The sequence below is a fragment of the Luteimonas galliterrae genome (assembly GCF_023374055.1).
GTDB classification, from domain to species: domain Bacteria; phylum Pseudomonadota; class Gammaproteobacteria; order Xanthomonadales; family Xanthomonadaceae; genus Luteimonas_C; species Luteimonas_C galliterrae.
Window position 1 is genome coordinate 84,433 of the sequence record NZ_JAMBEP010000003.1, and the last position, 13,209, is coordinate 97,641.

At 66.1% G+C, this 13,209-nt stretch carries 13 protein-coding genes; 11 read left to right on the forward strand and 2 right to left on the reverse strand.

Annotated features, from left to right (window positions below; genetic code table 11):
• Positions 1-34 precede the first annotated feature (34 nt).
• Together groL and groES are read right to left on the reverse strand one after the other, a co-directional pair.
• Positions 35-1,684, reverse strand: a complete 1,650-nt coding sequence (groL, locus tag M2650_RS13050; RefSeq protein WP_249475223.1) for a chaperonin GroEL — start codon at positions 1,682-1,684, stop codon at positions 35-37.
• Positions 1,685-1,810: 126 nt separating this feature from the next.
• The gene (gene groES / locus M2650_RS13055; protein WP_249475225.1) at positions 1,811-2,098 is read right to left on the reverse strand and encodes a co-chaperone GroES; all 288 of its coding nucleotides are present in this window, start codon (positions 2,096-2,098) and stop codon (positions 1,811-1,813) included.
• 219 nt (positions 2,099-2,317) lie between these two features.
• Between groES and cutA the strand changes: the two genes are divergently transcribed.
• The 11 genes from cutA (at position 2,318) to purH (ending at position 13,208) form a co-directional block, all read left to right on the forward strand.
• Positions 2,318-2,644 carry a divalent-cation tolerance protein CutA gene (gene cutA / locus M2650_RS13060; protein ID WP_249475227.1) on the forward strand — a complete coding sequence of 109 codons (327 nt, stop codon included), beginning with the start codon at positions 2,318-2,320 and terminating at the stop codon, positions 2,642-2,644.
• Positions 2,641-5,109: a protein-disulfide reductase DsbD gene (locus M2650_RS13065; RefSeq protein WP_249475228.1), complete on the forward strand. Its 2,469-nt coding sequence runs from the start codon at positions 2,641-2,643 to the stop codon at positions 5,107-5,109. Before cutA ends, M2650_RS13065 begins: the two co-directional genes overlap by 4 nt.
• Positions 5,106-5,705 carry a TlpA family protein disulfide reductase gene (locus M2650_RS13070; RefSeq protein WP_249475230.1) on the forward strand — a complete coding sequence of 200 codons (600 nt, stop codon included), beginning with the start codon at positions 5,106-5,108 and terminating at the stop codon, positions 5,703-5,705. The genes M2650_RS13065 and M2650_RS13070 overlap by 4 nt, the downstream gene beginning before the upstream one ends.
• 142 nt (positions 5,706-5,847) lie before the next feature.
• Positions 5,848-6,294 (forward strand): type II 3-dehydroquinate dehydratase, encoded by a 447-nt coding sequence (gene aroQ, locus M2650_RS13075; protein ID WP_249475667.1) that lies wholly within the window; start codon positions 5,848-5,850, stop codon positions 6,292-6,294.
• 60 nt (positions 6,295-6,354) lie between these two features.
• Positions 6,355-6,831, forward strand: coding sequence for an acetyl-CoA carboxylase biotin carboxyl carrier protein (gene accB / locus M2650_RS13080; protein WP_249475232.1), 477 nt, complete (start codon positions 6,355-6,357; stop codon positions 6,829-6,831).
• 8 nt (positions 6,832-6,839) lie between these two features.
• Positions 6,840-8,207 carry an acetyl-CoA carboxylase biotin carboxylase subunit gene (gene accC / locus M2650_RS13085; RefSeq protein ID WP_249475234.1) on the forward strand — a complete coding sequence of 456 codons (1,368 nt, stop codon included), beginning with the start codon at positions 6,840-6,842 and terminating at the stop codon, positions 8,205-8,207.
• 200 nt (positions 8,208-8,407) lie between these two features.
• Complete coding sequence (locus M2650_RS13090; RefSeq protein WP_249475236.1) at positions 8,408-9,103, forward strand: hypothetical protein; 696 nt, start codon at positions 8,408-8,410, stop codon at positions 9,101-9,103.
• A gap of 94 nt (positions 9,104-9,197) precedes the next feature.
• Positions 9,198-10,121, forward strand: coding sequence for a 50S ribosomal protein L11 methyltransferase (gene prmA, locus M2650_RS13095; RefSeq protein WP_249475239.1), 924 nt, complete (start codon positions 9,198-9,200; stop codon positions 10,119-10,121).
• 9 nt (positions 10,122-10,130) lie between these two features.
• Positions 10,131-11,039, forward strand: a complete 909-nt coding sequence (locus M2650_RS13100; RefSeq protein ID WP_249475241.1) for a DUF3426 domain-containing protein — start codon at positions 10,131-10,133, stop codon at positions 11,037-11,039.
• Between the two features lie 115 nt (positions 11,040-11,154).
• Positions 11,155-11,421: a DNA-binding transcriptional regulator Fis gene (gene fis / locus M2650_RS13105; protein WP_425602549.1), complete on the forward strand. Its 267-nt coding sequence runs from the start codon at positions 11,155-11,157 to the stop codon at positions 11,419-11,421.
• Between the two features lie 212 nt (positions 11,422-11,633).
• Entirely contained in the window at positions 11,634-13,208 is a 1,575-nt protein-coding gene (purH, locus tag M2650_RS13110; RefSeq protein WP_249475244.1) for a bifunctional phosphoribosylaminoimidazolecarboxamide formyltransferase/IMP cyclohydrolase, read from the forward strand.
• The last annotated feature ends 1 nt before the right edge of the window (position 13,209 follow it).

Here is a 13,209-nt window from a genome sequence, read left to right on the forward strand (position 1 = left end):
GGCCTTTCAGTGCAACGGTTGATGCGCGAGCGGCTTAGAAATCCATCCCGCCCATACCGCCCATGCCACCGCCGCCGCCCATACCGCCGCCGGCCGGCTCGTCCTTCTTCGGAGCCTCGGCCACCATCGCTTCGGTGGTGATCATCAGGCCCGCGATCGACGCGGCGTTCTGCAGCGCAGAACGGGTGACCTTGGTCGGATCCAGGATGCCGAACTCGATCATGTCGCCGTACTCGCCGGTCGCAGCGTTGTAGCCGTAGTTGCCCTTGCCGCCGGCGACCTTGTTCAGCACCACCGAAGGCTCTTCGCCGCAGTTGGCGACGATCTCGCGCAGCGGCGCTTCCATCGCGCGCTTGGCGATGTTGATGCCGTGGTTCTGGTCTTCGTTGGCGCCCTTCAGCTCGCCGATGGCCTGCAGCGCGCGGATCAGCGCGACGCCGCCGCCCGGGACCACGCCTTCTTCGACAGCCGCACGCGTGGCGTGCAGGGCGTCTTCGACGCGGGCCTTCTTTTCCTTCATTTCGATTTCGGTCGATGCGCCGACCTTGATCACCGCCACGCCGCCGGCCAGCTTGGCCACGCGCTCCTGCAGCTTCTCGCGGTCGTAGTCCGAAGAGGTCTCTTCGATCTGCGCCTTGATCTGCTTGATGCGGCCTTCGATCGACGCGGTGTCGCCGGCGCCGTCGATGATCGTGGTGTTTTCCTTGGTGACCTGGATCTTCTTGGCGCGGCCCAGATCCTTGATGGTCGCCTTCTCGAGCGAGAGGCCGACTTCTTCGGAGATCACGGTGCCGCCGGTCAGGGTGGCCATGTCTTCCAGCATCGCCTTGCGACGGTCGCCGAAGCCCGGCGCCTTGACGGCGCAGACCTTGACGATGCCGCGGATGGTGTTGACGACCAGCGTGGCCAGCGCCTCGCCTTCGACTTCTTCGGCGACGATCAGCAGCGGCTTGCCGGCCTTGGCCACGCCTTCCAGCACGGGCAGCAGGTCGCGCACGTTGGAGATCTTCTTGTCGTGCAGCAGGATGTACGGGTCGTCCAGCTCGGCGCTCATGCTCTGCTGGTTGTTGACGAAGTACGCCGACAGGTAGCCGCGGTCGAACTGCATGCCCTCGACCACGTCGAGCTCGTTCTCCAGGCCCGAACCTTCCTCGACCGTGATCACGCCTTCCTTGCCGACCTTCTTCATCGCGTCGGCGATGATCGTGCCGATCGATTCGTCGCTATTGGCCGAGATGGTGCCGACCTGGGCGATCGCCTTGTCGTCGACGGTGGGCTTGGACAGGTTCTTCAGCTCGCCGACGGCGGCGGTGACCGCCTTGTCGATGCCGCGCTTGAGGTCCATCGGGTTCATGCCGGCGGCGACCGCCTTCATGCCTTCGCGGATCAGCGCCGCGGCCAGCACGGTCGCGGTGGTGGTGCCGTCGCCGGCGTTGTCGGAGGTCTTGGAAGCGACTTCCTTGACCATCTGCGCGCCCATGTTCTCGAACTTATCGGCGAGTTCGATCTCCTTGGCGACGGAGACGCCGTCCTTGGTGATGGTCGGAGCGCCGTAGCTCTTCTCGAGCACGACATTGCGGCCCTTCGGGCCGAGCGTTGCCTTGACGGCATTGGCGAGGATATTGACGCCGCGCAGCATGCGCGCGCGCGAGTCCTCGCCGAAACGGATTTCTTTGGCAGCCATTGCACTAACTCCAGAATTAGAAAATTTTGCGGAGAACCGGTTTTGTAGAGCAGGGCTTGCCCCGCCGCTCTTTTTTCGAACCTTGGCGAAAAGCAGCGGAGCAAGCTCCGCTCTACAGAGAAAAAATCAGCCGACGATCGCGAGGATGTCGTCTTCCTTCACGATCTTGTATTCGGTGCCTTCGTGCTTGTACGAAGAACCCGAGTACTGGCCGTAGATGACCTTGTCGCCGACCTTGACCTTGGGCGCGCGCAGGCTGCCGTTGTCCAGCGCCTTGCCTTCGCCGATGGCGACGATTTCGCCCTTGGTGGGCTTTTCCTTGGCGTTGTCGGGGATGACGATGCCGCCGGCGGTGACTTCGTCGGCTTCGATGGGCTTGACGACCACGCGGTCGTAGAGCGGCTTCAGATTCATTGCGACCCTCTTAAGTGCTTGATTGGCGGGGATAAAGCGGGAAACTAGACCGGCGATTTTAGCAGTCGCACCAGGCGACTGCCAGCGCCGGAAACGTCAAAAACCCGGACGCGCCGGGATGCCCGAGACGTTGGGCCTGCAACGCAGCCTTTCAAGGGCTGCCACGGCCGGCGAAGGCGAGTCGGCTACCCTAGGCGCCCCTCGAACCCGTGCCGACCCTTGTCCGTACTCGTCTGCCTCTGCACCTGCCCCGACCCGGACAGCGCCGCGCGCATCGCCGATGCGCTGGTGGACGAGCGCCTGGCCGCCTGCGTCAACGTGCTGCCCGGCCTGCGCTCGACCTACCGCTGGCAGGGCCAGGTCGAGCGCGCCGACGAGGTTCTGCTGCTGATCAAGACCGCGGCCGACCGCCTGCCGGCGCTGCAGCAGCGGATCCTAGCGCTGCATCCTTATGAACTGCCGGAAGTGATCGCGGTCGAAGCTGCGGGCGGCCTGCCCGCCTACCTCGGCTGGATCGCCGAGCAGACGCGCGAAGAGAATCGATGATGACGATGCGGTCGCGCGGCCTGGCTGCGCTGGTGTTCTCCCTGTTCGTGGCGATGCCGGCGTCGGCGGTCGACGAGAAGGACTTGTTGCCGGTCGATACGGCCTTCGCGTTGAAGGTATCGGCGCCGAGCCGCGATCGCATCGAGCTGAGCTGGAAGATCGCCGACGGCTATTACCTCTACCGGCACCGCACGTCCGTGCAAACCGATGCCGCTTTCAAAGCGCAGCCGCTGCAGATGCCGCGCGGCGACAGGCATACCGACGAGTTCTTCGGCGAAGTGGAAACCTATCGCACCCAGCTCGTCGCGGCGTTGCCGGGCGTGGCCGCTCAGAACGCGCGGCAAGTCGCATTGAAAGTGAAATACCAAGGCTGCGCGGACGTTGGCGTGTGCTATCCGCCGCAGACCCGCACCTTGACCGTCGCTTTGCCTGCTGTAGGAGCGGCTGTTGTAGGAGCGGCTTCAGCCGCGAGCTCTTCGACTGATGTGCAGGAAAAAGATCAAGAGCTCGCGGCTGAAGCCGCTCCTACAAAGAGCGACAGCGGTTTCGCCGCGCTGGGCAAATCGCTGGGATCCGCGACGCAGGGCGGCCTGCTCGGCACCGCACCCAACGGCGCCAGCGAACCGCTGCCGCTGCCGCCGGAGCAGGCCTTCAAGTTCGAAGCCATCGCCGATGGCGGCAATGCGCTGCTGCTGCGCTTCACGCCGGCCAAGGGCTACTACCTGTATCGCGACAAGACTTCGCTCAAGCTCGACGCCGACGGCATCGCGCTGGAACGTCCGCGCTGGCCGAAGGGACAGCTGCATCGCGACGAGCATTTCGGCGACGTCACCGTGTATTTCGACCAGATCGACCTGCCGGTGCCGCTGCGGCGCAGCTTAGCCGAGGCGCAGAAAGTCACGCTGACCGCGAATTTCCAGGGTTGCCAGGACGATGGCATCTGCTATCCCCCGATGACGCGTTCGGTATCGTTGAACCTGCCGGCGGGCGAGATCGCGGCCGCACCTGCTGTTGTAGGAGCGGCTTCAGCCGCGAGCTTTTCGCAGACCGCACAGAATCAAGATCAAGAGATCGCGGCTGAAGCCGCTCCTACAAGAATGGTCGCCGAGGGGCCGGAAAAGCTCGCGGCCGAAGCCGCTCCTACGAAGAGCGCAACGGCCGCTTCTGGAGCGTTGGCCGAGGATTCGCGCCTGGCCGCCGCCCTATCCGGCTCGCATCGCTGGCTGACCCTGCTCGGCTTCTTCGGCGCCGGCCTGCTGTTGGCGTTCACGCCGTGCGTGCTGCCGATGATCCCGATCCTGTCCGGCCTGATCGCCGGGCGCGGCGAGCGCATCGGCGCGCGCCGCGCGTTCACGTTGTCGCTGGTGTACGTGCTGGCCAGCGCGGTGGTGTTCACCCTCGTCGGCGTGATCGCCGGCCTGCTCGGCGCCAATCTGCAGATCGCGTTCCAGAAGCCGTGGGTGATCGTGCTGTTCGCCGCATTGTTCGTCGCGCTGGCGTTGTCGATGTTCGGCTTGTACGAGCTGCAGCTGCCCGCGGCCCTGCGCCAGCGCATCGGCGCGATCACCGACAAACAGCGCGGCGGCTCTTGGGCCGGCGTGGCGGCGATGGGTGCGTTGTCGGCGCTGATCGTCGGCCCCTGCGTCGCGCCGCCGCTCGCGGGCGCGGTGGCCTACATCGCGCAGACGCGCGATCCGGTCTTCGGCGGCGCGGCGCTGTTCCTGCTGGCGATGGGCATGGGCGCGCCGCTGCTGGCGTTCGGCGTCGCCGCTGGACGCGGATTGCCGACGTCGGGTCCGTGGATGACGGCGGTGCAGCGCGTGTTCGGCTTCGTGTTCGTGGGCCTGGCGATCTGGATGCTGTCGCGAATCCTGCCCGGCGCCGCGACGCTGGCCTTGTTCGGCGTGCTCGCATTGGCCGCCGCGGCATGGGCGTTCTCGCTGGCCAAATCCGGCAGCGGCGAGCGCACGCGCTGGATCGCGCGCTTCGCCGGATTGCTGCTGGCGGTGATCGGCGCCGCCGAACTGCTCGGCGCGATGGCCGGCGGCAAGGATCCGCTGCAACCGCTGGCCGGCGCATTCGGCGGCAGGCATGAAACGCGCGAGCTCGAATTCCGCATGATCAAGTCGTCGGCCGACCTGGACCGCGAGATCGCCGCCGCGCGCGACGCCGGCAAACCCTTGCTGTTCGACTTCTACGCCGACTGGTGCGTGGCCTGCAAGGAAATGGAGAAGTACACCTTCACCGAACCGGCCGTGCACGAAGCGCTGGCCGATTTCGTGCTGCTGAAGGCGGACGTCACCGCCAACGACGACATCGATCAGGCGCTGATGAAACGCTTCGGCATCATCGGCCCGCCGGCGACGCTGTTCTTCGTCGACGGCGCGGAACGCCGGGAATTGCGCCTGGTCGGATTCGAAAAGGCCGACGCCTTCGTGCAGCGCAGCGGACACGCCAAGCCGTGAAGTCCGAGACCGCCAAGATCCTGCTGATCGCCGTCGCCGCCGGCACGCTGGGACTGGCCGCGGCGCTGGTGATGGATGGCCCCGGCCCGCTGCTGAAAACCGAAGCCGGCCAGCGCGCGCTGCAGGGCGTGCTGTCGGCCAGCGCACCGGCGCTGCCGGCCGGCGTTACCGTCGCCCGGCGCGGCGAAGCGGTGCCGCCGCTGACGCTGCCCGACCTGGGCGGCAACCCGGTCGCCGTCCCGCAGGCGTTTGCGGGCCGGCCGCTGCTGATCAACGTCTGGGCCAGCTGGTGCGGCCCCTGCATCCAGGAAATGCCGGAACTGCAGCGCTTCTTCGCCGAACAGGGCGGCAAGGGCGTACAGGTGATCGGCATCGCGTTGGACGACGAAGCGGCCGTGCGCCGATTCCTGAAGACCACCCCGGTCGCCTACCCGATACTGATCGAAGCCGCCGGCCCGGCCGATGCCGGCGTGCGCCTGGGCAACCCCAAAGGCGTGCTGCCTTACTCGGTACTGGTCTCCGCCGATGGCCGCCTGCTGAAACAGCGCATCGGCCCCTTCGAACACGGCGAAATCTCCGGCTGGGCCGAACCGTAGGGTCGGCCCTGGCGCACCCTACGTGACGCGGTCCACAAATCAAACAAGCGATTAAATTTCGCCAATTGGGATGAACTTCGGCGAACTGGACAGCATCAGCGCGATCGCGCAGACTGCCGCCTCTCGCATCCCGAACCTGCCGATGGCGAAGCTGCTGGTCCTGCATGGCCCCAACCTCAATCTGCTCGGCAGCCGTGAGCCGGAGATCTATGGGCATGCCACTCTGGCCGATATCGACGCCGACCTGAAGGCGCGGGCGCTGGCGGAGGGTCATGACCTGGAGAGCTTCCAGTCCAATGCCGAGCACGCCATGGTCGACCGGGTCCAAGCGGCCCGCGACGACGATACCGACTTCATCCTGATCAATCCGGCCGGGTTCACCCACACCTCGGTGGCCCTGCGCGATGCGCTGGCCGCCGTGGCCATCCCCTTCATCGAAGTGCATCTGTCCAACCCGCATGCCCGCGAGCCGTTCCGCCGGACCAGCTATTTCAGCGACCTGGCCGTCGGCGTTGTCTGCGGCTTCGGCCCGCTGAGCTACAGCCTGGCGCTGGCCGGCGCGATCCGGCGGCTGCAATCCGATCGCTGACTTCCTCTTCCACCCGACCCTCTCCCGCTCCGCGGGAACAGGCGCCAACCCGAGGCCGACATGGACCTTAGAAAAATCAAGAAACTGATCGACCTGCTCGAAGAATCCAATCTCGCCGAAATCGAGATCAAGGAAGGCGAGGAGTCGGTACGCCTGGCGCGCACCCCGACCGGCAGCGCGGCCTATGCCGCGCCGGCCGTGATGCACGCGCCGCCGGCGCAGCAGACCTTGGCACCGATGCCGATGCAGTCGCCGACCGAAGCGGCCACCGGCGGCACCGCCAAGCCCTCCGACCTGCCCGAGGGCCACGTGCTGCGCGCGCCGATGGTCGGCACGTTCTACGCGTCGCCCAGCCCGGACAAGCCGGCCTTCGTCAGCATCGGCCAGGCGGTGAAAGCCGGCGAAACGCTGGGCATCATCGAAGCGATGAAGATGTTCAACCCGATCGAAGCCGACGTGTCCGGCACGGTGCTGGCAATCCTGGGCGAAAGCGGGCAGCCGGTCGAATTCGATCAGCCGCTGTTCGTGATCGGTTGAGGCGCGCGATGCTCGATAAAGTAGTCATCGCGAACCGCGGCGAGATCGCGCTTCGCATCCTGCGCGCATGCCACGCTTTGGGCATCCGCACCGTGGCGGTGCATTCCACCGTCGACCGCAACTTGAAGCATGTGGCGATGGCCGACGAATCGGTCTGCATCGGCCCGGCCGCGTCCAGCGACAGTTATCTCAATATGCCGGCGATCATCGCGGCCGCCGAAGTCACCGACGCGCAAGCGATCCATCCCGGTTACGGCTTCCTCAGCGAGAATGCGGATTTCGCGGAACGCGTCGAACAGTCGGGTTTCATCTTCATCGGGCCCAAGGCCGCGACGATTCGTTTGATGGGCGACAAGGTCGAAGCGATCCGCGCCATGAAGGACGCCGGCGTGCCCTGCGTGCCCGGCAGCGGCGGGCCGCTGGGCGACGACACCGCCGCCAACGTCAAGATCGCGCGCGAGATCGGCTATCCGGTGATCGTCAAAGCCGCCGGCGGCGGCGGCGGCCGCGGCATGCGCGTGGTGCATACCGAAGCGCACCTGGGCAATGCGATCGCGACCACCAAGACCGAAGCCAAGGCCGCGTTCGGCAACGACATGGTCTACATGGAGAAGTTCCTCGAGAACCCGCGCCATGTCGAGATCCAAGTGTTGGCCGACGGCCAGGGCAACGCGATCCACCTGGGCGAACGCGATTGCTCGATGCAGCGCCGCCACCAGAAAGTGGTGGAAGAAGCGCCCGCGCCAGGGATCACGGCCGAACAGCGCGCGGACATCGGCAAGGTCTGCGTCGAAGCCTGCCTGCGCATCGGCTACCGCGGCGCCGGCACGTTCGAATTCCTGTACGAGAACGGGCGTTTCTACTTCATCGAGATGAACACCCGCATCCAGGTGGAGCATCCGGTCACCGAGCTGGTCACCGGCATCGACCTGGTGCGCGAGCAGCTGATGATCGCGGCCGGCCACAAGCTGTCGATCAAGCAATCGGACATCGTGCTGACCGGCCACGCGATCGAATGCCGCATCAACGCCGAGGATCCGGACACGTTCATGCCCTCGCCCGGCCTGGTCAAACATTTCCACGCCCCCGGCGGCCCCGGCGTGCGCGTGGATTCGCACGTCTACGAAGGCTACAAGGTGCCGTCGAACTACGATTCGATGATCGGCAAGTTGATCGTGCACGGCCCCGACCGCGACACCGCGATCGCGCGCATGCGCGTGGCGCTGAGCGAGATGGTGGTGGACGGCATCAAGACCAACATCCCGCTGCAGCAGCGGATCCTGGCCGACCAGGGCTTCCAGCGCGGCGGGCAGAACATCCACTACCTCGAGAAGCGGTTGGCGGAGCGGAAAGAGAAGTCGTTGTCGATCGTGTGATGTCTGCTTTTGGCCGTCATTCCCGCGAAGGCGGGAATCCAGCGACTTCGCTTTAGCCCTCTCCCGCTTGCGGGAGAGGGTTGGGTGAGGACGCGCGGCACGGCAGATCACGCCGCCGCTTTCTGGAGAAGCTAAAGTCGCTGGATTCCCGCCTTCGCGGGAATGACGGCTAAAAGCAAAGCGATCGACGGAGCGTGGCCATGACCGAATCCCGACAGCATCGCAGAGCCGCCAAGACCCAACTCGACACCACCGTCGTCGGCATCGAGTTGACCCTGATCAGCATCATCCAGGGCCTGGCGCTGGGCGTGCTCGCCGCTGCGGCGATCGCGCCGCTGATCGGCTTCCAGTGGGCGGTATGGCCCTACATCGCGACCGGCCTGCTGGTGGTGCTGATCTTCTGGTCGCGCGCGCTGATCCACACGCTGTCGTTCATCGGCTGGCCGCTGGAATTCGGCCACACCTTCATCTATTTTGGCGCGACCCTGATCGAGGCGGTGGCGCTGAGCCAGGTCGCCGATCCCGAACGCTGGTTCGCATTGAACGCGCTGTACGCCGCCGCGGTGTGGGGCCTGTACGCCTGGGACCTGCGCGTGGTGCGCCAGCACGCCGGCGATTTCGAAACGCCCGGCGAACGCGCGCTGCTGGACGACATCGTCCGCGACCAGCGCCTAAACATCGCCTGGATGATGCCGATGGCGTTCGCGTTCCAGACGCTGTCGTGGTGGCTGGTGCATGCGTATCCGCAATGGTTCCTGCAACGCCACTGGCACCTGCTGCCGATCGGGCTGACGCTGCTCTTCAGCCTGAACTACCTGTACGGTGGCGTGCGCCTGCTGCGGCGTCGCCAGGCCTGGATCCTCGAACGCAACGCGCAGGAGCGCGCAGAACCGTAGCCCGGGTAAGCGCAGCGCACCCGGGTCGCTCTCCCGGGTGCGCTGCGCTTACCCGGGCTACACGTACATCGCGTAATGAAGAATACTAAGCGGCATGCCTTTCCTCGAACTCACCCTCCGCTGCCGCGAATCCGAACAATCGCGTTACGAAAACGCGCTGGACGACGTCGGCGCGCTGGCGGTGACGATGCTCGACGCCGATGCGGACACGCCCAACGAACACGCCATCCTCGAACCCGGCGTCGGCGAAACGCCGTTGTGGGACACGCTGCTGCTGAGCGCACTGTTCGCCGACGATGCCGACCCGCTGCTGCTGCTGGCGGCGCTGGAAGCCTTCGATCCGGGACTGGACTGGTCGCGGGCCGGCTTCCGCAAGGTCGAGGACCAGGACTGGGAACGCGCGTGGATGGACCAGTACGCGCCGCTGCGTTTCGGCCGGCGCACCTGGATCGTGCCGTGGAACCACGCGCTGCCCGCCGAAGCCGACCAGCCGCACGCGGCCGTAGTCAGATTGGATCCGGGCCTGGCCTTCGGCTCCGGCACGCATCCGACCACGTCGTTGTGCCTGCAATGGCTCGATGCCTTGTCCGAAAGCGGACAACTGCAGGACAAGACCTTACTCGACTTCGGCTGCGGCAGCGGCATCCTGGCCCTGGCCGCGCTCAAGCTCGGCGCGGCGCGCGCGGTCGGCGTCGACAACGATCCGCAGGCGCTCACCGCCACCGGCGACAACGCGGAACGCAACGGCGTGGCCGAACGCATCGACGTGTTCCTGCCGGAAGACGAACCCGCCGCGACCTACCCCATCGTGGTCGCCAACATTCTCGCCTCGGCGCTGGATGCGCTCGCCGAGACGCTGGCCTCGCGCGTCGCGCCCGGCGGCCGCATCGCGCTCTCCGGCATCCTGAAGGGGCAGGAAGACGAATTGCTGCCGCGTTACGGCGCCTGGTTCTCCAGCCTGTCGGTCGCGCAGGAAGGTGACTGGGTGCGCATCGACGGCCTGCGCAAACATGTTTGAATAGGGCGCATGTTCGTCAAATGCCCCCGCTGCCATTCGCTGGTCGCCACCGATGCCGTCACGGGCGCGCCGCCGGACTATTGCCCGTATTGCGACGGCCCGATCGCCGGTCATCCGGACCTGGCGAAAAATGAGCCACCGCTCGAAGAGAGCGCGCAAGCCGTATCCGCCGACGATACGCCGTCGCAGGAACACATCGCCGAACCGGTTGCGGCCGAAGCGGACGAGAACACAGCCCCCGCAACGATCGTGCCCGAGGACGACGACGCGGCTGCAACCGAAACACCGGCCATCGACACCGCCGCTGCGGAAAACGATGATGAACCGGCGAAAGAGGACGCTACCGCCGCTGCCGAATCCGCAACGGCCGTCACGGATGCCAAACCCAAGCCGCGCAAAAAGAAACGCACCGCGCCGAGCTTCGCCAAACGCCCGGTGCAGGCGCCCGATCGTCCCACGCCCGTATGGTTTTGGGCGATCGCCGCCGGATTGGCGCTGCTGGCGGGATTGCAGATCGTACTCGCCGACCGCGCGCAACTGGCCGCAGATGCGCGTTGGCGGCCGCTGATCGCCTCCGCGTGCGCGGCGCTGCGTTGCGCGCTGCCGCCGTGGCACGAACCGGGCGCCTTCGCCATGCTGCGCCGCGATGTGCGCCAGCACCCCTACATGCCCGGCGCATTGCGCGTGGACGCCACGTTCCGCAACAACGCGCGCTGGGCGCAGCCCTGGCCGGAGCTGGTGCTGACGCTGTCGGACGTGGACGGACGCGCGCTGGGGACGCGCGCGTTCTCGCCGCAGGAGTACCTGGACAAAAAGGTTACGCAAAAGGAAATCGCTTCCGGCCAAAGCGCGGCCATCCGGCTGGAAGTCATGGAGCCGGCGGCCGGCGTGGTGTCGTTCTCGTTCGATTTCCGCTGACGGCAGGGCCAATTTTCATTGGCGGCTGCGACGCCGGCGCGCTAGACTTGGTCCTCTCGTCGGCGTCACGCTCGGCGGATCATGTTCCGGAAACCCGCTTGAGCGATTGAACGACGTGTCAGACCGCACCGACAACACCGCCCGCAACGCACCGCGCACGCCGCTGCGCGACCACGTCGCCAATTCCGTGCGCCGTTACCTGCGCGACTTGAACGGCAGCGACAGCGCCGACCTCTACGACGTCGCGCTGCGCGAGTTCGAGATCCCGTTGTTCGTCGAAGTGATGAACCACTGCGACGGCAACCAGAGCCGCGCCGCCACGATGCTCGGCATCCATCGCGCGACTTTGCGCAAGAAATTGAAAGACTACGGCCTGAGCTGAGCCGACTCCGTTTTCTGCTGTTCTCCCTCCTTTGAAAAAGGAGGACCGGGGATTTGCTTTTGCTTTCGTAGGTGCGAATTCATTCGCACGCTTTTTCCCCATCCGCCGAAAAGCGTGCGAATGAATTCGCACCTACGAAAGCCCAGGCAACCCGGGTGCGCTGCGCTTACCCGGGCTACAATTCGCATCCCGATTCGCTCCCTTCCCGACGCATGACCGCTCCCGACCGCCTGCCCATCCGCCGGGCCCTGTTGTCCGTGTCCGACAAGACCGGCCTGACCGACCTGGGCCGCGCCCTGGCCGCCCGCGGGGTGGAGCTGCTATCCACCGGCGGCACCGCAAAAGCCTTGCGGGACGCGGGGTTACAGGTGAAGGACGTGGCCGAGGCGACCGGCTTCCCGGAGATGATGGACGGCCGGGTGAAGACCCTGCACCCCGTGGTTCACGGCGGCCTGCTGGGCCGCGCCGGCACCGACGACGCGGTGATGGCGCAGCACGGCATCGCCCCGATCGACCTGCTGGTGCTGAATCTCTATCCGTTCGAAAAAGTCTCCGCGGATCCGAACAGTTCCATGGACGACATCGTCGAAAACATCGACATCGGCGGCCCGGCGATGTTGAGATCCGCGGCGAAGAATTTCGCGCGCGTGGCGGTGGCGACCGAACCCGCGCAGTACGCCGCGATCGTCGACGAGTTGCAGGGCAACGACGGTACGCTGTCGGCGAAGACGCGTTTCGCATTGTCGGTGGCCGCGTTCAACCGCGTCGCGCAATACGACGCCTGCATCAGCAGCTATCTCTCCGCGATCGGCGACGACGGCGCGCGCAGCGAATTCCCGGCGCAACAGAACGGCAACTTCGTCAAGGTGATGGACCTGCGCTACGGCGAGAACCCGCACCAGGCCGGCGCGTTCTACCGCGACCTGTATCCGGTGCCCGGCACGCTGGCCACGTTCGCGCAGCTGCAGGGCAAGGAGCTGAGCTACAACAACCTGGCCGACGCCGACGCCGCCTGGGAATGCGTGCGCCAGTTCCAGACGCCGGCCTGCGTGATCGTCAAGCACGCCAACCCCTGCGGCGTGGCCCAGGGCGCGGCCTGCGGCGATGCGTACGAACTGGCCTACGCCACCGATCCGACGTCCGCGTTCGGCGGCATCATCGCGTTCAATACGAAGCTGGACGCGGCGACGGCGAAAGTCATCCTCGACCGCCAATTCGTCGAAGTGCTGATCGCGCCCGACTACGAAGACGGCGCGCTCGATTACGCGAAGAAGAAAGCCAACGTGCGCGTGCTGCGGATTCCGCATGGCGATGGCCGCAACATGTACGACGTTAAACGCGTCGGCTCGGGCCTGCTGATGCAAAGCGCCGACAACCGCGAAGTGGGCCGCGATGAATTGAAGGTCGTAACCCAGCGCGCACCGACGCCCGCCGAACTGGACGACCTGCTGTTCGCCTGGCGCGTGGCCAAATACGTCAAGTCCAATGCCATCGTCTACGCCAAGGACCAGCGCACGATCGGCGTCGGCGCCGGCCAGATGAGCCGCGTGGTCAGCGCCAAGATCGCCGGGTTGAAGGCCGAGGAGGCCGGCCTGTCCGTGCCCGGTTCGGTGATGGCCAGCGACGCCTTCTTTCCGTTCCGCGACGGCATCGACGCCGCTGCGGCCGTCGGTATCAAAGCCGTGATCCAGCCCGGGGGGTCGATGCGCGACAACGAAGTGATCGCAGCGGCAGACGAGCACGGTTTGGCGATGATGTTCACCGGCGTTCGGCATTTCCGGCACTAAG

Excerpts from the sequence above, each read along its gene's own strand:
- groL (WP_249475223.1), bottom strand. The coding sequence starts at position 1,684 with ATGGCTGCCAAAGAAATCCGTTTCGGCGAGGACTCGCGCGCGCGCATG.
- M2650_RS13090 (WP_249475236.1), top strand. The coding sequence starts at position 8,408 with ATGACCGAATCCCGACAGCATCGCAGAGCCGCCAAGACCCAACTCGAC.
- accC (WP_249475234.1), top strand. The coding sequence starts at position 6,840 with ATGCTCGATAAAGTAGTCATCGCGAACCGCGGCGAGATCGCGCTTCGC.
- accB (WP_249475232.1), top strand. The coding sequence starts at position 6,355 with ATGGACCTTAGAAAAATCAAGAAACTGATCGACCTGCTCGAAGAATCC.
- prmA (WP_249475239.1), top strand. The coding sequence starts at position 9,198 with ATGCCTTTCCTCGAACTCACCCTCCGCTGCCGCGAATCCGAACAATCG.
- purH (WP_249475244.1), top strand. The coding sequence starts at position 11,634 with ATGACCGCTCCCGACCGCCTGCCCATCCGCCGGGCCCTGTTGTCCGTG.
- M2650_RS13100 (WP_249475241.1), top strand. The coding sequence starts at position 10,131 with ATGTTCGTCAAATGCCCCCGCTGCCATTCGCTGGTCGCCACCGATGCC.
- M2650_RS13065 (WP_249475228.1), top strand. The coding sequence starts at position 2,641 with ATGATGACGATGCGGTCGCGCGGCCTGGCTGCGCTGGTGTTCTCCCTG.
- aroQ (WP_249475667.1), top strand. The coding sequence starts at position 5,848 with ATGGCGAAGCTGCTGGTCCTGCATGGCCCCAACCTCAATCTGCTCGGC.
- groES (WP_249475225.1), bottom strand. The coding sequence starts at position 2,098 with ATGAATCTGAAGCCGCTCTACGACCGCGTGGTCGTCAAGCCCATCGAA.